The organism is Paenibacillus apis (assembly GCF_018333295.1).
Lineage (GTDB): Bacteria > Bacillota > Bacilli > Paenibacillales > Paenibacillaceae > Fontibacillus > Fontibacillus antibioticophila.
This window is the reverse complement of record NZ_BORS01000002.1, coordinates 376514-397788: the sequence shown is the minus strand read 5'-3', so window position 1 is coordinate 397788 and position 21275 is coordinate 376514. Positions and strand designations below refer to the sequence as shown.

Here is a 21275-nt window from a genome sequence, read left to right as displayed (position 1 = left end):
AGATCAATTTGGTGGAAGCGGAAAGCAGGTTAATCATATGAACATAATGACAGCTGAACAATTAAGCAAGAGCTACGGGGAGAAAATCCTGTTTCAGGAGGCCTCCTTCGGGATGGACGAATACGATAAGATCGGCGTGGTCGGGGTAAACGGGACGGGTAAGTCGACCTTTCTGCGGGTGCTTGCCGGCCTGGAGCAGGCTGATGCGGGCAAGGTTACGATTAATCGGGGAGTTCGGATTTCTTTTTTAGCACAAAATCCGGAATTTGATCCTGATACGACGGTTCTGAGAGGGGTATTTCAAAACGGCGGACCAGAACATCAACTCGTCTCGCAATATATGGAGGCGGTCGAGGAGCTGGAGCTTCTGCCGACAGATGAAAGCTTGCAGACACGGGTCAGCCGATTAAGCCAGGAGATGGACCGTCTTGATGCATGGGGGCTGGAGAATGAAGCAAAGAGCGTACTGACACGTCTGGGGATTGCTGATTTTTCCCGGAAAATGGGGGTGCTCTCCGGGGGGCAGCGCAAGCGTGTTGCCCTGGCGTCGGCATTGATTCTGCCATCCGAGCTGCTCATCATGGACGAGCCAACGAACCACATCGACAATGATTCGGTGGCCTGGCTGGAGAGCTACCTTCAGAAGCGCCGCGGTGCGCTGCTGATTATTACGCATGACCGTTACTTCCTGGACCGGGTATGCAATGTCATGCTGGAGCTGGATCAGGGGCGTCTGTTCCGCTATGAAGCCAATTATAGCCGTTTTCTTGAATTGAAAAGCGAACGGGAGGAACGGGAGGCAGCCAGCGAGCAGAAGCGGCAGAATCTGTTGCGGGGCGAGCTGGCCTGGATTCGTCGCGGCGCTCAGGCGCGCTCGACCAAGCAGAAGGCCCGAATCGAACGGTTCGAGAAGCTGCAAGGGATGAAGCCGGAGTATAAGAACGAGTCGCTGGATATTTCCGTAGCTTCCACCCGGCTGGGGCGCAAGATTGTAGAAATTGAGGGCATCCGTAAATCCGCCGGTGATCGGCTGCTGATCGACGGCTTAACCTATACAGCTGTGCCGGGAGACCGCGTTGGAATCGTAGGGCCGAACGGATACGGCAAATCGACCCTGCTCAATATGATCGCAGGACGAATTCAGCCTGAGGAAGGCGAGGTCGTGCTTGGTCAGACCGTCAAGCTGGGATATTTTACCCAGGAGCATCAGGAGATGGACCCGAATCAGCGGGCCATTGAATATATCAAGGACGCCGCGGAGGTCGTTGAGACGGCGGATGGTTCAAGAATCACGGCAGCGCAGATGCTGGAGCGCTTCCTGTTCCCGCCCGCCTCGCAATGGACACCGATTTCCAAGCTCTCCGGAGGCGAGAAACGGCGCCTTTATCTGCTTCGGATATTGATGGAAGCCCCGAATGTGCTCCTGCTCGACGAACCTACCAATGATCTCGATATCCAGACGCTGACGGTGCTGGAATCCTATCTCGATGAGTTCCCCGGTGCAGTCTTCGTCGTATCCCATGATCGGTATTTCCTGGACCGGACCGTGGACAAGCTGATGGTATTCGAGGGCAATGGCGTTGTCGCCGTACATGCGGGAGATTACAGTGATTACGAGGAACGGATGAATGCGGCGGGCTCGGCGGCGAAGGATAGTGCCGGAAGCAGTGCGGGCTCAGCGGAGAGAGCAAAAGGCAGCTCGGGCAATGGAACCGGGACCGGAAATGCTTCCGGCAGCACGAAGGATCCTGAAAGAGCGGAGAAGCTGAAGTTCTCCTACAAGGAGCAAAGGGAATATGAGACCATCGACGCGGATGTGGAAGCCGCTGAGCAGCTGATTACCGACATCACGGAGCAAATGGCGCATGCTGCAAGCGATGCGATGCGGCTGCAGGTGCTGATGGTTGAACAGCAGCAGGCCGAGGCCGAGCTGGAACGCCTGATGGAGCGCTGGACATACCTCAGCGAACTAGCCGAGCGGATCGAGGCACAGAAGAACGGGTAAGTTGAAGAGGGGTTGAAGATAAATCTTAGGGGTTGAAGATACATCTTCAGCCCCTTTTTTCATCCAGATTTTTTGACACGGCTTGGGTTCTTACCCCCAGCTTCTTTCCCGGTGACGGCATATGATTCAAGATTTTCACCAACTGCTCTTGCATGTAAGCAGGAGGATGGGCATATCCGCTTTCGATCCAATAAAAGATTAGGCCCAATAAGGCGTTCAAGGAATAGATGAACATCAATTCCTGATCCACATCTCCTTCCTCGAAACTCAATTCCTCTGTAAGAATATTCTTCAGCGAAGCAAACATTTTCTTTCGCAGTGCAGGCAGCACGTCGCTTTTCGTTAAAATGGTATAGAAATCGGCATTTCGGGCAATATGATTGAAGATCATGACGGAATTGGCGTGCAGCTCATGCGGACTGAACTCACTGACCTGGGCGTAAGGGGCTCGGAAGGATTGCAGCAGGTCGTTGATCTTTTCGCCGATCATGTCCTCCAGCAAATCTTCCTTAGTCGTGTAATTGGCATAGAACGTTCCCCGGTTATATCCGGCTAGACCTACAATCTCAGTGATCGTAATGGCTGCAAACGGCTTGCGGGACATCAATTGGAGAAGTGCGCTGCGCATGGCCGTCATACTACGAACAATTCTTGGATCCCGCTTCACCTCGGCTTGCGGCATATCAGATTCCCCCTAACTGCAAGATAATATACAGTTTCACTGTATTTGTTGGTTAATGAACAATTCTGGAAAGTTTCATGATTGTTAGGTGTTCGTGTGACTTTTATACTTGAGTTATGCAATTACTTATCGAACACATGTTGATTTTATCATAATAGGAGGTTATAGAACATGAAGCTATCAGGAAAAGTAGCTGTTGTCACAGGAGCTGCCTCGGGGATGGGAAAAGCGATTGCAGAGCTCTATGCGGCGGAAGGGGCCAAGGTTGCCGTTGCTGATCTAAGTGTGGAAAATGCCGGAAAGGTCGTTGAGGGTATTGAAGCCAAAGGAGGTACGGCCTTCGCAATAGCTTCCAATGTGGCTAAAGAGGAGGATGTTCAACGCCTGATTGATGAGACGGTGAGCCGTTATGGAACCGTAGATATATTGGTGAACAACGCAGGAATTATGGATAATTTTGTCCCTGCAGGGGACTTAACAGATGAGCTGTGGGAGAAGGTATTCGCGGTGAATACGACTGGCCCGATGCGCACCATCCGGAAAGTGCTGCCGCTCTTTACCGAGAAGAAGGCAGGCGTGATTGTGAATATCGCTTCGGCCGGAGGATTGTTCGGCTCCCGTGCGGGTGCTGCATATACGGCTTCCAAGCATGCGGTGATCGGACTAACCAAGAACGTTGGCTTCCAGTATGCCCAGTTGGGCATTCGCTGTAATGCGATTGCTCCTGGTGCGGTGCAGACAAATATTGGGGCTTCACTGACAGCGGTTAATCCGTTTGGTGCAGAACGAGCACAAATTGGAATGGGGATCAATCCGGGGATGGGGCAGCCTGAGGATATTGCCAACATTGCCTTGTTCCTGGCTTCGGATGATTCAAGCTTCGTCAACGGGACTACGATTACGGCAGATGCCGGCTGGACCGCTTATTAATTACAAAAAATAAAATGCCGTCCATCTACAGCTTGAATGCCTGTAGGTGGCCGGCGTTTTTTTGTCTAGCACAGAACTCCGCTTGCGATCGACATCATGAGCTTGATCCGGTTCACCTGATTGACTTCACTGGCACCGGCGTCATAGTCAATTGCGGCGATGTTGGCACGGGGATAAAGCTCCTTGAGCCCCTTGACCATGCCGCGTCCGGTAATATGGTTCGGCAGACAGGCGAACGGCTGGATGCATACGATGTTGTCGACGCCGTGATCCAGCAGCTCCATCATTTCGGCGGTAAGGAACCAGCCTTCTCCCATCTGATTACCGACCGAGAGCAGTCGGCTGGCCTTGTCGGCGAGTGTATAAATACTCTCCGGCGGTGTCAGGTACCGGCTCTGTTCAAGCACCTTCTTCACTGGTTTGCGGTACATTTCCAGATAGCTGATGATCATCGGATTCAGCAATCCGAGCATTTTGCTCTTGCCGAGCTGATCCGATTTATAGATCGGGTTGTATAGACAATAAAACATGAAGTCCAGGAAGTCAGGCACGACAGCTTCACCGCCCTCTGCTTCAATAATCTCGACCAGCTTGTTGTTGGCGTCCGGATGGAACTTGATCAGAATTTCTCCGACAATACCGACCCGGGGCTTGATGGCGCCGGTAAGCGGGAGTGATTCGAACTCGGCAACCATAGCCTGAATGTAATCCTTGTATTGTCCGAAGGAGAATTTCTCCAGCGACAGCTTGCAGCGGTCCATCCATTTGCGAAACAGAGCCAGGGTTGAACCGGCTTGCTGTTCATAGGGGCGGAAGCGGTATAGAAGCCGCATCAGCAGGTCCCCATAACAGGAGGCGGCAATCAGACGATTAATCATGCGCAGGTTCAGCTTGAACCCCGGTTGATTTTCCAGTCCGGAGACATTGAGCGAAATGACTGGGATCTGCTCCAGCTTCGACTCCTTCAAAGCTTTTCGGAGCAAACCAATGTAGTTGGTTGCTCTGCAGCCGCCGCCCGTTTGGGTCAAAATGACGGCTGTGCGGTTCGGATCGTACTCTCCGCTCTTCAGGGCGGTCATGATCTGCCCGATCGTTATGATCGCCGGGTAGCAGGCATCATTATTGACGAGCTTCAGCCCCTCCTCGGTGGTCTCGCGGGTTGCCGCCTTCAGCACCTTCAGCCGGTATCCGCCATCCCGGAATACGGTCTCGAACAGCTCGAAGTGAATCGGAGAGAGCTGCGGGGCAAGAATGGTGTAGCCCTCTCTCATTTCCCGCGTAAATACAGCCGGGGAAGGCGGAAGAATGACAGAGTCCTGCCGCAGCTCGCTTCTGCGGCCGGCTTCTCTGTCCCGCATTGCGGCGAGCAGTGAACGAAGCCGGATTCTTGCTGATCCCAGATTGCTGATCTCATCGACCTTAATCAGCGTAAAGGTCTTGCCGCGGCTCTCGAGAATTTCCTGGACGGCATCGGCGGTAATAGCATCAATACCGCAGCCGAAAGAGGTCAACTGGACAAGCTCCAGCTGCTTCAGCTTGGAGACGGCATAGGCGGCTCGGTACATCCGGCCATGGTACGTCCATTGATTGACGACCGGCAGCGGATGCTCTACATCGCCCAGATGACAAATGGCGTCCTCCGTCAGTACGGCGAGCCCCATGCCGGTGACAAGCTCTGCAATCCCATGATTGATCTCTGGATCGACATGATAGGGATGGCCGCATAGAACGATGCCTTTACCGCCGCTCCGATTCAGATATGCCAGCGTATTCTCACCTTGACGGCGCAATTCCTCCCTCACTAGCTCAGCTTCCTGCCAGGCTGCATCAAAGGCTTGATTCAATTCCTCCTTGGCAATCCCGTCGAACGTCTCTTGGAGTCGCTTGCGAAGTACGGCAGGGGAATCAAAATTTAGAAAAGGACTGATCAAGGGGATGCCCGATTGCTTTAATGCGTCAACATTCGTCCGGATAACCTCGGGATAGGAGGCGACAACCGGACAATTAAAATGATTGTCAGCCGCTTCGTCCTCCTTTTTCTCATAAATCACTGCAGGATAGAATATCATATCAACCTTGCTGTTGATGAGACTCTGTACATGGCCGTGCGCAAGCTTGGCGGGATAGCAGACGGATTCCGAAGGAATCGTCTCCATACCGCTCTCGTAGAGCTTCTTGGAGGACTTGGGAGACAACACGACCCGGTAGCCCAACTTGGTGAAAAACGTATGCCAGAACGGATAGTTCTCGAACATATTCAGTACCCGGGGAATGCCGACTGTTCCGCGATGAGCTTGTTCCGGCTCCAGGGAGCGGTAGCGGAACATCCGGTCATATTTGTAGGCGACCAGATTGGGCAGCGTGTTCTTCTCTTTCTTCTGGGTGGCTCCACGCTCGCAGCGATTGCCGGTGACATGGAAGCTCTTGTCCGGGAACCGGCTGATCGTCAAAGCGCAGTGATTGCTGCAAATCCCGCAGCGAGCGTGCGATACCTCGCAGGTGAAGCTGTCCAGCTCTGACTCCGGCAGCAGGGTGCTTGCTCCTGTGCCCGAATAACTGCTTCTGGCGATCAATGCACAGCCGTAAGCGCCCATCATACCTGCGATATCGGGGCGAATGACCTCGCGTCCGGTTAATTGCTCGAAGGCGCGGAGGACGGCGTCATTCAGGAAGGTGCCGCCCTGGACGATGATTCGTTTGCCCATTTCCTCGGGGTTGCGGATTTTAATGACCTTTTGCAGCGCATTTTTTACCACAGAGTAGGCGAGGCCTGCAGACAGATCGGGCAGGGAGGCACCTTCCTTTTGTACCTGCTTGACCTTGGAATTCATGAACACTGTGCAGCGCGATCCCAGATCGACAGGTTGCCTGGACTCCAGGGCCTGAGCAGCGAACTCTGTAATGGGAAGCCCCAGTGCCGCCGCAAAGCTCTCCAGAAAGGAGCCGCAGCCTGCCGAGCAGGCTTCATTCAGCATCAGGCTGTCAATGATGCCGCCGCGGATTTTGATGCATTTCATGTCCTGTCCGCCGATATCCAGAATGAAGTCGACATCCGGCAAAAAGGAAGCGGCCGCCTTGTAGTGGGCAACCGTCTCTACCTCTCCGCCATCGACACGGAACGCGGCTTTGACAAGCCCCTCGCCATAGCCGGTCACAACCGATCTGGCGATGTAGCAATCCGGCGGCAGCAACGCATAAATCTGCTTCAGCGCTTCACGCACAGAGCCGAGCGGGTTGCCCTTGTTACTGGCGTAATAGACATACAGGATTTGATCCTCTTGCCCGGTGAGCACCAGCTTGGTCGTAGTAGAACCTGCGTCGATACCGACATAGCAGGGTCCCGAATAATGCGACAAGCTCATCACCTTCGCCGAGGCTTTGCCATGGCGTGTACGGAATGCTGCAAGCTCCTCTGAATCCTTGAACAGGGGAGGGAGCTGCTGGCTTTCATCCTGCTTGCGCAAGCGTTCAAAGGATAAGCCGAGCAGTGACTGAAGCCAATCGTCCAGTCTGCGCGGCTCACCGTCTGCTCCATGCAGCGCCGAGCCCAGCGCCACGAAATACTGGCTTCGCTCAGGGAAGATGATTTCGTCCGCTCTGAGATTCAGCGTTATGGCGAAACGTTCCCTCAGCTCGGACAGATAGGTCAGCGGTCCGCCGAGAAAGGCGACCTTCCCCTTGATGGGACGGCCGCAGGCCAGACCGCTGATCGTTTGGTTCACGATGCTCTGGAAGATCGAAGCGGCAATGTCCTCACGCCGTGCGCCTTCATTTAGAAGCGGCTGGACGTCGGTCTTCGCGAACACGCCGCAGCGCGAAGCGATCGGATAAATTGTGGTATGTTGGCTGGACAGCTCGTTCAGGCCAGCCGGATCCGTCTCTAGCAGCGCGGCCATCTGATCGATAAAAGCGCCCGTTCCTCCCGCGCAGGCATTGTTCATGCGCTGTTCCATGCCGCCGCTGAAATAGATGATTTTTGCATCCTCACCGCCAAGCTCGATGGCCGTATCCGTCTCCGGTGCATATTGTTTGACGGCCTTGGTACAGGCAACCACCTCTTGCAGGAAGGGGATGCCTGCCAGGTCAGACAGGGCCAGCCCGGAGGAACCGCTGATGCATACTGTAGCTTTGGTTTCAGGATCGGGGAAGAGAGCGATGAATTGCTCCCAAAGCGTGAGTACGGAGCGGTGGACATCGGAATAGTGACGGATATAGTTCTCATGAACGATGGCTCCGTCCTGTATGGCGACCAGCTTCGCAGTTGTAGAACCGATGTCAAGACCTATACGTAATAACTGCATATGTTCACCTGCTTCTTTTTCCGTCTGAAGGAAATGCAGGCAGCTCTACCGGCTCTCCTGAGGGAGATAATTTATGCTGAATAAACTCGAGAGATTGCAGGAACATATTTAAATGCGATTCCGGAAAATCCGCAAGCACCATGCGGAATACGTGATTTCGCTTGTCGATCATCGCATCCAGTGCAGCTTGACCTGCCGGAGTGATCCGCATCCAGCACACCCTCTTGTCTTGCTTATCCTTGACCCGCATTAACAGACCTTCCTTAACAAGCTTGTTCACTGCAATCGTATTGGCTCCCGGAGAGAGTCCAACCTCTTCGGCAATAGCCGAGATCGTACAGGAACCGGCACGGGAGACCGTCAGCAGGATAAAAAAACGGCTCGGGACAATCGGCTCCCCATCGTTGAAAAAAAGCTTGCCCAGCTGATAAGCCATCGTCAGGGTGGATTCACAGATATCCTCGACAATGTTCAAATGTTCTTCCTGCTCCACGGAAGACACCACCTTCCTTAAAGCCTAGAAATTAAGTTTTATACTAAAACCATATCAATGGGCAAGCTGAGAATGCTGTGTCATTTATTACATTCGCTTAGAACACAATCAAAAAAAGAATGAGCGGAACAAAAATAGAGCCATCTCAGGAGTCAATGGCCAATGCTCCATTTTTTCGTAGTTTCCTGCAAGTGCGCAGCAATATAAAACCGTCTGAAGATTGATTCTGCGTTCCGGGAGGTAACGTGTGAAGGTTGCTTTCGATCGCTGTTGCTCGCGGATTCCTTTGATTAAATAAAATCTGAAATTGTAGGAACCCACTCGCAAAGGCGAACGCTTTCGCTTCTGCAGCAACCTTCACACTTTTCAATCCACTATCCAATCAGGCCCAGCCATTGCCAGATGGGTACGCTGACCAGCAGACCAACGATGTTAACGACCATATAAATGACCGATCCCAGCATCGTTTGTTTGGCGGTAGCCATTTTCCCATCGATCGCGTAATACGTCGTTAGGAACGGAGGATTCTGGTATTGCAGAATCCAGATATTGACCGAGGTAATGGTCGCAAAAGCAATGATGAACGGGCTGATATCCGTATTGGCCAGCAATGGCAACACGATCAGAATGAAAATAGTGACAGCTGCGGACAAGGAAACGAGCAGGAAGCGAATCGCGTAGACCAGCAAGGCCAATACAACGACCAGGATGTACGGATTCTGCAGCACAGGCTTAATCATTGGCGTTAGGGTGCTACCGATCCATTGATCGATGCCTACTTCCGGGAGGACCGTCCCCAGATTTAAGGCGCATCCGATGAAGATAATGGCGTTCCAAGGTATTTTGTTCTTGAAGTCAGCGACACTAATGACTTTCAGGCCCACCAGGATAGACACGGCCAGAATCGCGATGATGGCGGAGGAAATTCCGGTCGTCTTCTCCAGCATCCATAGGGCAAGTGTGCCGACTAAGACGATAGCGGTTATCTTCTCGTTTTTACTCATTGTGCCAAGCTCTTTAAGCTGACTGCTCAGGAAGTCACCCGGCAGCTTGATATCCTTCTCCGGCTTGAAGAAGTGTTGGATGGCAAAGTAGCTGCCGACCAGAAATACGATGGACCACGGCAACGCATAGAGGAACCAGTTACCCCAGGTTAATTGCTTCTGAACGGATTCATCCAGCAGCCCACGGCCAACATAGTTCATGAATGTAGCGCTCAGAAAGATAGGCGAAGCGCAGACAAAGCCAAAGAACATAGAGAGAAACAGACCGGCGCTAGGTTTGCTTTTCCGTTCATAACCCATCGTATCGCTAATGGATAAGCTAAGCGGAGCAGCAATGGAGCCTTTGGCATTGGTGCTGGGAATGGTCGGAGAGACAATTAATCCCGCCAGCAGTACGGCCAGGCTTTGTCCTCGGAATGTTGTCGGGAAGAACTTCATGACATGCAGAGCAATTCGTTTCATCAATCCCGAACCACTGACGGCGATCCCGATGCCAAGGCCGCCAATGACCATCCACCAGCTTGTGCCGGAGAATTGGGAGAAGGCGACGTTGAACGGAACGACCTTCAGGACCACCCAGGAGGCACACATTATCAGCGCAACGGCAAAATCAGGCATGACGTCGATAATCCAGAATATGATGGCCCCGGCCAAAGTTCCCAGTACGATCATGGATGATTGATCCAGCCCTTCAAAGGGAGGGAGGAACGCAATTACAATGGCAAAGAGCAGACCGAGAACGGCACCGATGATTTTCTTGGTATTTGTGTTCTTCAATGGGTTCACCTACTTCTCTAGAACTGCCGGATTAACTACATAGGCAGGTGTTTTACCGGCATGGAAATCAACGATCGCTTGCGCGGCACCGATAGAAAGATTCTCGATGGCTTCGGCTGTGGTTCCCGCAATATGAGGTGTAAGAATCACGTTCTTGGCTGAGAACAGCGGGTTAGCCAGCTCTGGCGGCTCAACTGAATACACGTCTACAGCGGCTCCGGCGATGATGTTCTGATTTAACGCTTCTGCCAAATCGGCTTCGTTGACGATGCCGCCCCGGCTGGCGTTAATCAAATAAGCGGATGGCTTCATCTGCTTCAACGTTTCCAGAGTAACCATGTTCTTCGTGGTTTCCGTCAAGGGTACATTAATCGTGACGAAGTCGGCCAACTCGTACAATTCCTGGGCTGTACTCAGCTGCGTCACGTTGGGGCTCTTAGTTTTCACATATTCATCATAGACGTAGATGGAGACGCCCAACGATTGGACCAAGTCGGCAATGATGCTGCCGATACTGCCAAACCCGATAATACCCAGCTTCTTGCCCTTGATCTCGCTGCCGCCGACCTTATAGCGATTGACCAATCCGGGCAATGATGCGCCGGGCTCCGATAGCTTGCCTGTTCTGATCAGATGATCTGCCGGGAAGAAATATCTGCCGAGGGTCATCATCGAGGCGACGATGTATTCCGCCACCGAGTAGGCATTGGCATTCAATACCCGACTCACCAAAATACCACGTTCTGTAGCTGCTTCCACGTCGATGTTATCCACACCGATACCGTGACGAGAGATAATGGACAAGTTGGGTGCTGCTTCAATGACTTCGCGGGGTAAGGGACTGGTACGGACAATCATGCCGTACACGTCCTGGCTCAGGCTAATCAAGGTCTCTACATCGGTGGAAGGGGAGACGACGACTTCAAATCCTTGTTGCTCCAAAAGGGCTAGTCCTTTCGGGTTAATTGCTTCGCATAGTAAGATCTTGGTTGACATAAGAACCCTCCATTACAGTAATATGATGACAACTTTTGTCACGAGCAAAACTTTGTGAAAAAAGTATCAATCGATTGAAGTGTACTCGCTACACTTACTGTACAGTCAATACAGGGATACGATAAAAAAAGGATGATTTGAGTTCCATCCGAACCCAAATCATCCTTTATTTTCATCTGTTCAGGGTTTTTATGCTCCTTTTGTTCAATGAAGTCGAGCCGGTCTACAGTTACTGTACTTGGTGCCGGAAGGGAATCCATGCTTCAAAATAACGATACCGCTCCTTGTTGCCTTCCGTCTCTTCAAATATGTTAGCGATGGTTATAAGCTGCACATCTCCACTCAGTTCCAGCCGATTAAACTGCAAGAACTCTTCCACATAATCCAGGTAGCTCCACTTGACCGAATCATAAGAATCAACCTTGAAAATCGTATAAATACAAGGTTGCGACTCAACGAAAAAAGCCGTGGAAATTTGGTCAAAGCCAAAAAATTCAGCATATTTCTGCTCCAGAGTCAAATCACAGTAGGTGGAAAGGGGATGCTCTTGAGTGGCGATATCCAATTGCCTGATGCCCAAGGTATGTCGGCATAACGGCATAGCCTCCATACCGATCTTCCTCGCCAGGGTGCCGTTGCTTGAATTCTCCAAAATGTCCTCCTGCAAATGCAGGTGATGCCATCTGGGAGGGCGGACACGATAAAAGCACTTTTTATAAAATAAAGGGATGGACTCGACCAGTTCCTTAAGCTGCTTCATGCCTTCCAGACAATATTGCTTTCTTAACAGCTCCTTTTCGTTCTCAGCTATCTTGCTGCCCAGACTGCCCGCCAAATCGTTCATATCGTCTTCGTTGAAGATTTTCTCGGTTTCTTCCACGGAGAAGCCCATATTCTGATACTGCTTGCGAATCATGATCATGTATACGTCATAAGAGGCATAAAGCCTTTCATTCCTATGATTCTTCTGACCGGGAAGCACAATGCCAGCCTTGTCGTAATAGCGAATGGTCTGGGGGTGCATGCCCAGCATATTTGCGACTTCGCCGATTCGATATGTAGCCATAAATTTGCGGTCTTTGTGTCCCATAAATGCAACCCCGCCTTCGCGTAAATATTGGTCATGCTATCAATTGATCGTCGTGGCAACAATACGGAGTTCTATCAGCCAATTATTCCGCGACATAAGCGGCAAGCAAGCGGGTCGTGTTAAAGATTGCCTGCTTATGCGTCCGTTCCATGGCATGTGAGGCGTGAACGCCCGGGCCGATTAATGCAGCCCGAATGTTATGTCCTGCCTGCAGGGCCGCAGAGGCGTCAGAGCCATAGTGCGGATAGATATCCACAGCATGAGGGATGTCCAAAGCCTTGGCAAGGTCAATGAGTCGCCCTGTCATCTCGTAATCATAGGGGCCGCTGGAATCCTTCGCACAGATGGACACATCGGTTTCCTTGCAGCTCAGATTATCGCCCATTGCGCCCATATCGACGGCGATCATTTCATTGACCCCTTCAGGAATCCATGCAGCGCCGTGGCCGACCTCTTCAAAGTTGGAGATCAAGAATACAAGATCATGACGCGGAAGCCAGCCTTCGCGGCGGCTTGATTCCAGCAATCCAAACAATGCGGCGACACTGGCTTTGTCATCCAGATGGCGGGATTTTACTAATCCGCTGCTTGTAACGACAGGCCGAGCGTCAAAGGAAATGAAGTCGCCAACAGAGATGCCGAGCTTCAGCACATCCTCTTTATTTTCAACCAGTTCATCAATCCGGACTTCCATATTGCGTTCTTCACGCTTGAACTCCCGGGCATCGCTGTACACATGAACGGAAGGATGCGAAGACAGGATGGTTCCTGTATAAACCTTCCCGCTGCGAGTATGAATCTGACAGTATTCATTCTCAATACTGTTCATCATGAACCCGCCGACCGAAGTGATTGCCAGCGTGCCGTTGCTATTGACTGCACGAACCATGGCTCCAAGTGTGTCCACATGGGCACTGATGGCAATCCGGCATGAGGAATCCTTGCCCTTCAGGGTAAGGATGGCTCCGCCTTTTTCATTTTGGGAAAAAGGGATGCTGAGCGCCTCGGCTTCCTCGCGGACGATTTGAATGACCTCTCGGGTAAAGCCGCTGGGACTGGGCGTATCGAGCAGCTTGACGAGCAGATCAAGGATATAGGATTCATTGGGTTGGATTTTCATTAGTTTAGTCCTCCTGCAACTGCATGGATTTATTGTTCTTGCGGATTTGACGGCTGTTTTTCAACAGCCTCTGCCGGCTCGCTCTTAGGAGCATCGGACACATTCTCGGCAGGCCAGACATAGCCTGTGGCATCCTGGATATGTACAAGCTTTGCATTCAGCTGCTTCACTTCCCGCTGCAGACGATATCCGCGGTAGATGCCGAAAGAACCGACGATCAGGCCGCCCAGCAGTGTGGAGCCGAGGATGAGCAGGATTAACGGCAGGCTAACTGAACCGAATAGCAGATTTACTTGAACAGGATCGACATTGATAACGGCAAACACCGCAGTAATCAGGGCGAAGATCAGTGCAAGAATCAAGGACCATTGCATTTTCATATGAGGTAACACCTCCTTCTATCGACAGTATAAAATCCCTTGCCCATCTGGGCAAGGGATAGATTAGGCGGAACGAATAGCTCCGGCTGATTTATTGGGTTAACTGCTCCATTTGCTCGATAATCTGCTCGAATACGCTCATCGCTTCGCGGATTGGCTGTGGAGAGGACATATCCACTCCAGCCTTGCTAAGAATATTGATCGAGTAATCGCTGCCCCCGCTCTTCAGGAAGCCGAGGTAACGGTCAACAGCCGGTTGGCCCTCCTCGAGAATCTGCTTCGAGAAGCTGGTTGCTGCCGAGAAGCCTGTAGCGTATTTGTAAACATAGAAGCTGGTGTAAAAGTGAGGGATCCGCGCCCATTCCATTTCAATATCCTGATCCACATGCATGCCCTCGCCATGATACTTCACGTTCAGATCATAGTAGATTTTGGACAAATCTTGCGGTGTCAGCGACTCGCCGCTTTCGGCGCGCTCATGCACAATTTTCTCGAACTCGGCAAACATGGTCTGCCGGAACACCGTGGTGCGGAATTGATCGGCATAATAGGTGAGCAGATACATTTTTTGCTTCGGATCGGTGGATTTCTTAAGGAGATAATCCATCAGCAAGGCTTCGTTTGTGGTCGAAGCCACCTCAGCCAGAAAAATCGTGTACTGCGCATCCCGGTAAGCTAATGCCTCGTCAGAGAAATAGGAGTGCAGCGCATGACCCATCTCATGGGCAAGGGTGAACATGCTGTTCAGGTTATCCTTATGATTAAGCAGAACAAACGGATGTGTGCCATAAGCGCCCCAGCTGTAAGCGCCGGTCCGTTTGCCTTCATTTTCGTAAACATCAATCCAGCGGTTCTCGAAGCTGCCCTTCAGGACACCCAGGTAGTTGTCGCCAAGCGGTTTAAGACCATCCAGCACCATTTGCTTGGCCTCATCATAGGTGATATCCCACTTGTACTCCTCAACGAGCGGCGCAAACAGGTCATACATATGCAGCTCGTCAACGCCAAGCAGCTTCTTGCGGAGATTCATATACCGGTGAAGCAGCGGCAGACTTTCGTGAATCGTATCGATCAGATTGGTGTAGACATCCTTAGGAATGTTATCCCCATAAAGGTACATTTCCAGGACAGAAGGGTATTTGCGGACTTTGGAGTAGAACATATTTTTGTTCACATTCGCATTCAGCGTTGCCGCGATCGTGTTCTTTTGCTTGGCATAGGTCTCATAGACGGCCTTGAAGGCACGGCGCCGCACTTCGCGGTTCGGGTTCTCAAGGAATTGAATGTAGCTGCCGTGGGTCAGCTCGACTTCATTGCCGTTCTCATCCTGAATTTTCGGAAATTTAATGTCAGCATTGTTGATCATGCCGAAAATATGCTGTGGCGCTTGTGATAGATTGCCGACCTGGGCGAGCAGCGCCTCTTCGGTTTTGCTCAGCACATGGGCTTTTTCCCGTTTGATTTCCTGCAGGGTGAATTTATATCCGGCGAGGGTCGGGGATTCGATCAAAGCATCCAGTTCCTGCTCCGGCAGTGTCAAAATTTCCGGGGTAATAAAAGAGAGCGCTTCTCCGATTTCGACGTTTAGTTTCTTTGCCTTTTGCGATAAAGCTTGATATGTAGGGTTCGTGGTGTCCTGATCATGGCTCAGGTGAGCATAAACGTACAGGCGTTCCAGCTTCTCGGAGATCGTGTCCTCGAGCTCGAATACAGACTTGATCTTGTCCGCATCGGTCAGCTTGCCTTCGTAGTCAGCTACCTTTTTCTTGAGTTCCTTAATTTCATCGTAGGCTTGATCCCATGCTTTCTGATCGGGATAAATATCCTCCAGCTTCCAGGTGTTCTCCGTTTTCACTTCAGAACGTTTAATTAATGTACTCATGGGGGTGATCCTCCTTTGGATTAAATCATGGCTTGGCGGTTGGTTGGTAGCCGGTAACCCGTGTGACGCTGCAGAGCTGGGGATTGAAGATACCAGCAGACTTAGCGCCAGCGGCAGGTGGCATAGACGCTGCAAAGGCATCAAGTTTGGAAAGCTCCCTTCTTAACATGGCTGGAAACATTTCCTTATGATGCCCTGCGGCGGCTGATTTTATTTTACTTCGTGATCAAAAGGCGACTATTTTGAACAACCACTAACCGAGGGTGAAGAAGCTGTAAATCATGAGGATAAATGCGGCCGAGATCATGACGATCGCGGCGATAGCGGATCCGCGCCTTAGCTTTGGCGGAATATTGTCCTTGGTCAGGATCAGGACGATTCCGAGCGCGAATGCGGAAATGATAAATACTAACAGGCTGGAACTCTGGTCCATTGAATTCGGCTCCATTCTCTATGGCTTTAGGGCTTCATTTCTTACACTTGCTTGAAGGCTGCGATAATACTGTGCCATTCTTCTTCCTTGCCCGCATACTCTTCCTTAGGAAAACGCTGCTGCACCCAATGCATCAATGCGGGTCTGCTGAGAAAGGTATGGCTCTCCTCGCCCCATTGGTCGGAAATTTCGCGCAGAACGATATATTTTCCCTGCACCTCGACCGTCATCATGTTCCACTTGTCTTTTTTGTATATTTCGTGTTTCTTGATCATGTTCAACGACTCCGATCTGTACCATTCATATATGAAATATTATGTAAAATGATAACTCAGCGCCTGAAGAAAGGCAAATCAAAGTCGTGCTTAAAGGGGAGCGAATCCGGGGCAAAATGACTATAGGCATTTTTTACGATAAATGTCACGTTGCAATGTTAAAAGGCATAGAGTATAATATGGTTATTCGTCAATGATGGCGATTATTTTTAGGAGGTTGTTCATTTGAAAGGTACAGTTAAATGGTTTAACGCAGAAAAAGGCTATGGCTTTATCCAAGTTGAAGGCGGCGAAGACGTATTCGTGCATTTCTCCGCGATTCAAGGCGACGGTTTCAAAACTCTAGAAGAAGGCCAAGCTGTTGAGTTCGAAATCACTGACGGCAACCGTGGTCCTCAAGCTGCTAACGTAATCAAATTATAAGATCACTTCCGGGTTACCGGATCACTTATAAAGTTTGGTTCCAGGCACATATTGAAAGACACAGCTCCTAGGAGCTGTGTTTTTTTGTGCGTATTTGTGCGTAATAGTAACTCTGGCTCCCTCCAGGATTCTCTAATCTTACGTTACGGACATTTCGTCCTCTTAAAGTGGAATTTTTAAGGAGTCAACCATGTAACGGACATTTTGTCGGCTTAGCGAGCAAATTGATGGGACGAGAGTCGGGCTAAGCATCCTAAGTGCACAAAATGTCCGTTACCGCTCCATAGATCCGGAAAAAGCCGGCTAACCGTCCGGAATGTCCGTTAGAGAGCAGTTAGGCCGTTAGTGAGCCAGGCAGGATGTAAGCTGACAAGATCCAAGTCCCCTTGTTTTCGATCTAAACAAGCAGTTCCCAGAGAAGCAGTGTGGTCCGGAGAAATGTTGCTACATTTGGAGCATGATGGATGGGAAGGTGTCTAATGGGCGAATGGGTATGGAATGCGATTATTAATGAAAATGCTTACACCCACTGGACGATCTCTTCAATAGACTGTCTGGTCTTCGCTGGAGCTGTCTCCGCACGATAACCGAAGCCGGCCATGACGGATACTCCGAAGTGCTCAAGATCCAGCAACCCGAGCTCAGAAAGCTTTTGCTCCACGCCTGCCCGGTTGAACCCTTCGATCGGGCAAGAGTCGATTCCCATGGAGGCGGCAATGGTTAACATGTTCGCGAGGGCGATGTAGGTCTGTTTGCTGGCCCAATCGAACATGGCCCGATCACTTTCCAGAAGCTTGAAGCTCTCACGCTGGAAATTCTCAAAGCTGCTTCGCTTCAAAGCTGCTGTCGCTTCAGGCAATCCTTGAACTTCGTGCAGCATATAGCTTATGTATTCTGAATCGTACCGCAAATCAGCCGATTTTCTTGCAAGCAAAATGACGAAGTGGCTGGCTCCATTGAAGCTGTTATGAGCTCCGCCCGCATGCGGGCGGAGTGCCTCGCGCAGCTCTGGATTTTGCACAACTAACAGCTTCCATGGTTCGAAGCCATAAGAGCTTGGCGACAGACGAGCAGCTTCAAGAATGGACAAAAAGTCATTGTCAGAGACCCTCTTTGAAGGATCAAACTTTTTGCAGGCATAGCGGAATTTTAGGGCATCAAGAATGGGACTCAAGTTGGATTGGGTCATGAAACATCCTCCTAACACTAATTTAATTATTTTAGCTTGTCCAATTAACAAAGCAACGACATGGGCATATGATATATAAAATTTCAAGCGGAAGGAAGTCGCCAATGAGCTATCAACAAGGAATGCATCAGCAGAAAGTTCTATATCGAGCAGATGAAAGCTCAATCCAAAAGCTAAGGTCTATGCGAGAACATTTCCATCATATTTGCAGACATTATACGAATCAATTTGTCAGAATTGAAACGATGGATGGGCATGTCATTACAGGCAGGATTGTAAACTGCGATCGGGGGCTATTACACTTGGCTGTGCCCAATCAAGGAACCCCGCGTGCTTTCTTTAATCCATACAATCAAGACGAATTAATTCTTACACTTGTTCTTTACGAATTGCTGGTTATTACTTTGTTATACACATAGCAAGCGTAAGAGCCTACTTTTGTAGGCTCCTTTTCATTTTAATCCAGTTATCTCAGAAGGTTCTCAAAACAATGACCAACAGAATGTAAAGTACCAAGATTACTGTAGTTGATGTGTAAAAAGCGCCGCCAACATTACATTCGCCCATTCGTATCCCTCCTTCCGGACTCATAACTAATATATTTCCAATCCCGAAAGGAGTGAGTGCAGGTGCCTAGGCCAAACCGGAATAATTATCTACACTCATTCCGGCAAATCCTTGCGAGCTGCCTCCTGAACAGCAGGGGCCGGGGCGATTGTCGGCCGTGGCCCGCGAATTATATATCTGCTGGCGAAGCCTATGCAGGCAAGCAAGGCAAAACCTACGGCGATCATATAGAATCGCTCGCGTCCGAACTGCTCGAAGGCCATCCCGCCGAATGTGCCGCTCAGCAGACCTGAGGCGCTGGACCAGGCAATGGTGAACAATGCCATGCCGGTTGCCCGATATTCATCCGGAACCAGGCGGGTGAGCATGCGAATGGACGTTACATAGAAGACACCGAAGGACAGGCTGTGCAGAGTCTGTACAAGGATGATATCCAAGGCGGAATCAGCCAGACTGACGAGCAGGAAGCGTGTGGCGAACATGAGACTGGCAAAGATCAGCAGCGGCAGTTCCTTAATTTTCTCGCCGTATATACTCAGCAGCAAAAAGATCGGAACCTCAGAAAGGGACGAAGCGAGTTGAGACCAGCCGATCATATCTTCACTCGCGCCAAGGTCATTCAGGGTCACCGTCAGAAAAGCATCATTCATCCGGACGGCAATGGCTAGGGAGAATACGCAGCCGAAAAACCAGAGCAGCTCCTTCTGCTTCAGAATTCTCCAGATTCCGGACATGTCCATCTTGGCAACGGGAGCGCTCTGATCCTTCATAAACAGGGTAATCAGGAGCGCGATGCCTGCAATGCCGATCGTGACCCACATCGTACGTGAGGAGCCGAGAAAGGATAGTAAATATCCGATAAACAGCGCAAAAAAGGCATAACCGATCGAACCGAATATCCGGATCGTGATAAAGCTTTTATTTGCTCTCTTGGCCGCATTGATGGCAAGTGTGTCAGACAACGGGAAGACGGGGTAGAAAAAGAAATAAAATATCGTAATCATCAAAACGATGACCGAGAAGGACGTAGAGAGAGATAACACAGCACTCATTATAATTTCGCCCAATAGTAAAATAAGCATGATCTTCTTGATCGTACGGAACTTATCGCTTGCAATGCTCCAGAGCAGGTTCGCGACAATCGATATCATCGGGCCGAGTGCATATAGCAAGCCAATCTGACTCTTGGAAAAGCCCAGTCCGGCATAAAAAAGCGGGAAGTAAGATGCCACAAGTACGCTTGTTCCAAAAATAGTAAAGTTAAAGGCTCTAAGCCTCGGAATTTCGGATGGGTCGGAATTGTTCATGTTCGGTTTGGAGCTCCATTCTCATCTAATGATAGGACATCTAGAATCACGAAGACAAATCATTTAGAGTATAGCATAATAGTGCTTGAATGAGCTGACAAAGTTATGGCTAATATGGGGCCTGGCGAAGACCCGAAACCGGTTGAGCTTGTGACTTTGTTTATTTGTGCAATTTGTGGGATCATATTATAATATAGAATGATTTTTTAACAAATGGCGATTACGATTAGAATCAATCAGCGGAGGCAGGACATTGATACAACTTGAGCAGCGGCGCAACCAGTTCCCGAGAGAACCTCTCTCCATGATGAACCGGGTATACAGGTATATACTGCCTGAGGTTCGCCATGAATTGAACAGATGGAGACGTTCAGCAGAGGGGATTCCTGACCCCGAGCTTAAGCGTCAGGCATTGGCCAGCATCGACACCAAGGAGTTCCACTGTCAAGGCGGAGCGGTGTATGCTGCAGCCAATCTGGAGAGACGAGATGCGCTAATCCCGTTAATTGTCGCGTTTCAGACAATTAGTGATTATCTGGACAATCTATGTGACCGAAGCACTTCGATGGATCAGAACGACTTTCGTCTTCTGCATCGGAGTATGCTGGATGCCGTCCAGCCTGATGCCGAGCTTGTTGATTACTATGCGCTTCGCGAAGAACAGGATGATGGCGGGTATCTGAGAGACCTGGTTATGACGTGCCGGAATAACATTGCGAAGTTGCCTGGATTTGCGGCTGCACAGCCCTACATCATCGATTTAGTCAGTCTGTACAGCGATCTTCAGGTGTACAAGCATATCGATCCCAAGCTCCGCGAGGAGGCGCTTCTGAACTGGTGGGAGCAGCATAAGCTTCGTACCCCTGAGCTGCGCTGGAATGAATTTGCGGCAGCGACAGGCTCGACGCTGGGCGTATTCATGTTATTTCTTGCGGCTGGCAACGACAAGCTGGATGACAGCAGTGCCCGGACGATTCATCATGCCTATTTCCCGAATGTGTGCGGTTTACATATTATGCTTGACTATCTCATTGACCAGGCAGAGGATGAAATAGGCGGGGATTTGAATTTTTGCAGCTATTACGAGAATAGAGAAACAATGCTGGAACGGATTTCCCTTATAGTGGAAGGGGCTCGCCGGGATATCAAGAAGCTGCCGGCTTCTTCGTTTCACCGGATGATCATAGAAGGATTGCTGGCATTATATTTATCGGATCCGAAGGTCAGCGAACAGCCTGAAATTCGCAATGCGTCCAAGCGGCTGATGCGGCGAAGTCCTCTCATGCGGATCTTCTTCTTCGTCAATAGCGTCTGGATTCGAAAACACCTTTAAAGATAGTTCGAAAAGTCATCTTTTGGCAACTTTCCCGGTGCTGAAAAGCCGGCTTTTTGAGCTCGTACTTTAATAATCATTAGGAGGA

19 protein-coding genes are annotated in these 21275 nt (G+C 50.4%); 5 read left to right on the top strand and 14 right to left on the bottom strand.

What is annotated here, in order from left to right:
- The first annotated feature begins 37 nt into the window (after positions 1-37).
- Positions 38-2005, top strand: a complete 1968-nt coding sequence (locus KI362_RS04425; RefSeq protein WP_301625137.1) for an ABC-F family ATP-binding cassette domain-containing protein — start codon at positions 38-40, stop codon at positions 2003-2005.
- Positions 2006-2051: 46 nt separating this feature from the next.
- Here the strand turns inward: KI362_RS04425 and KI362_RS04420 are convergent, their stop codons facing one another.
- Positions 2052-2687 carry a TetR/AcrR family transcriptional regulator gene (locus KI362_RS04420; RefSeq protein ID WP_301625135.1) on the bottom strand — a complete coding sequence of 212 codons (636 nt, stop codon included), beginning with the start codon at positions 2685-2687 and terminating at the stop codon, positions 2052-2054.
- 171 nt (positions 2688-2858) lie between these two features.
- Between KI362_RS04420 and KI362_RS04415 the strand changes: the two genes are divergently transcribed.
- Entirely contained in the window at positions 2859-3617 is a 759-nt protein-coding gene (locus KI362_RS04415) for an SDR family oxidoreductase (protein WP_301625133.1), read from the top strand.
- Between the two features lie 65 nt (positions 3618-3682).
- On the opposite strand, the gene KI362_RS04410 is transcribed toward KI362_RS04415, so the two are convergent.
- The 10 genes from KI362_RS04410 to KI362_RS04365 form a co-directional block, all read right to left on the bottom strand.
- Entirely contained in the window at positions 3683-7918 is a 4236-nt protein-coding gene (locus KI362_RS04410) for a 2-hydroxyacyl-CoA dehydratase (protein WP_301625131.1), read from the bottom strand.
- A gap of 4 nt (positions 7919-7922) precedes the next feature.
- On the bottom strand, positions 7923-8411 hold the full coding sequence (locus KI362_RS04405; RefSeq protein ID WP_049894780.1) for a MarR family winged helix-turn-helix transcriptional regulator: 489 nt from the start codon (positions 8409-8411) through the stop codon (positions 7923-7925).
- Positions 8412-8785: 374 nt separating this feature from the next.
- Entirely contained in the window at positions 8786-10192 is a 1407-nt protein-coding gene (locus tag KI362_RS04400; RefSeq protein WP_301625128.1) for an SLC13 family permease, read from the bottom strand.
- Positions 10193-10201: 9 nt separating this feature from the next.
- Complete coding sequence (locus KI362_RS04395; RefSeq protein ID WP_301625127.1) at positions 10202-11188, bottom strand: hydroxyacid dehydrogenase; 987 nt, start codon at positions 11186-11188, stop codon at positions 10202-10204.
- Positions 11189-11417: 229 nt separating this feature from the next.
- Positions 11418-12278, bottom strand: a complete 861-nt coding sequence (locus KI362_RS04390) for a MerR family transcriptional regulator (protein WP_301625126.1) — start codon at positions 12276-12278, stop codon at positions 11418-11420.
- An 82-nt stretch (positions 12279-12360) separates the two neighbouring features.
- Entirely contained in the window at positions 12361-13398 is a 1038-nt protein-coding gene (locus tag KI362_RS04385) for a M42 family metallopeptidase (protein WP_301625125.1), read from the bottom strand.
- Positions 13399-13427: 29 nt separating this feature from the next.
- A complete protein-coding gene (locus tag KI362_RS04380; RefSeq protein ID WP_081671627.1) occupies positions 13428-13778 on the bottom strand; it encodes a LapA family protein in 351 nt (116 codons plus the stop codon).
- Between the two features lie 91 nt (positions 13779-13869).
- Complete coding sequence (gene pepF, locus KI362_RS04375) at positions 13870-15660, bottom strand: oligoendopeptidase F (protein ID WP_301625123.1); 1791 nt, start codon at positions 15658-15660, stop codon at positions 13870-13872.
- 253 nt (positions 15661-15913) lie between these two features.
- Positions 15914-16093, bottom strand: coding sequence for a hypothetical protein (locus KI362_RS04370; RefSeq protein WP_044477807.1), 180 nt, complete (start codon positions 16091-16093; stop codon positions 15914-15916).
- Positions 16094-16134: 41 nt separating this feature from the next.
- Entirely contained in the window at positions 16135-16368 is a 234-nt protein-coding gene (locus KI362_RS04365; protein WP_044477808.1) for a hypothetical protein, read from the bottom strand.
- A 225-nt stretch (positions 16369-16593) separates the two neighbouring features.
- On the opposite strand from KI362_RS04365, the gene KI362_RS04360 reads away from it, so the two are divergent.
- Positions 16594-16791, top strand: a complete 198-nt coding sequence (locus tag KI362_RS04360; RefSeq protein WP_018750471.1) for a cold shock domain-containing protein — start codon at positions 16594-16596, stop codon at positions 16789-16791.
- Positions 16792-17311: 520 nt separating this feature from the next.
- Here the strand turns inward: KI362_RS04360 and KI362_RS04355 are convergent.
- Positions 17312-17980 (bottom strand): NAD(P)H-dependent oxidoreductase, encoded by a 669-nt coding sequence (locus tag KI362_RS04355; protein ID WP_301625117.1) that lies wholly within the window; start codon positions 17978-17980, stop codon positions 17312-17314.
- A 104-nt stretch (positions 17981-18084) separates the two neighbouring features.
- Here KI362_RS04355 and KI362_RS04350 point away from each other — a divergent pair, with 104 nt between their 5' ends.
- A complete protein-coding gene (locus tag KI362_RS04350; RefSeq protein ID WP_044477810.1) occupies positions 18085-18399 on the top strand; it encodes a hypothetical protein in 315 nt (104 codons plus the stop codon).
- A gap of 52 nt (positions 18400-18451) precedes the next feature.
- Here the strand turns inward: KI362_RS04350 and KI362_RS04345 are convergent, their stop codons facing one another.
- Together KI362_RS04345 and KI362_RS04340 are read right to left on the bottom strand one after the other, a co-directional pair.
- Positions 18452-18547 carry a YjcZ family sporulation protein gene (locus KI362_RS04345; protein ID WP_233500597.1) on the bottom strand — a complete coding sequence of 32 codons (96 nt, stop codon included), beginning with the start codon at positions 18545-18547 and terminating at the stop codon, positions 18452-18454.
- 95 nt (positions 18548-18642) lie between these two features.
- Positions 18643-19854 carry an MFS transporter gene (locus KI362_RS04340; protein WP_301625112.1) on the bottom strand — a complete coding sequence of 404 codons (1212 nt, stop codon included), beginning with the start codon at positions 19852-19854 and terminating at the stop codon, positions 18643-18645.
- Between the two features lie 253 nt (positions 19855-20107).
- Between KI362_RS04340 and KI362_RS04335 the strand changes: the two genes are divergently transcribed.
- Positions 20108-21187 (top strand): tetraprenyl-beta-curcumene synthase family protein, encoded by a 1080-nt coding sequence (locus tag KI362_RS04335; RefSeq protein WP_081671628.1) that lies wholly within the window; start codon positions 20108-20110, stop codon positions 21185-21187.
- Positions 21188-21275 lie beyond the last annotated feature (88 nt).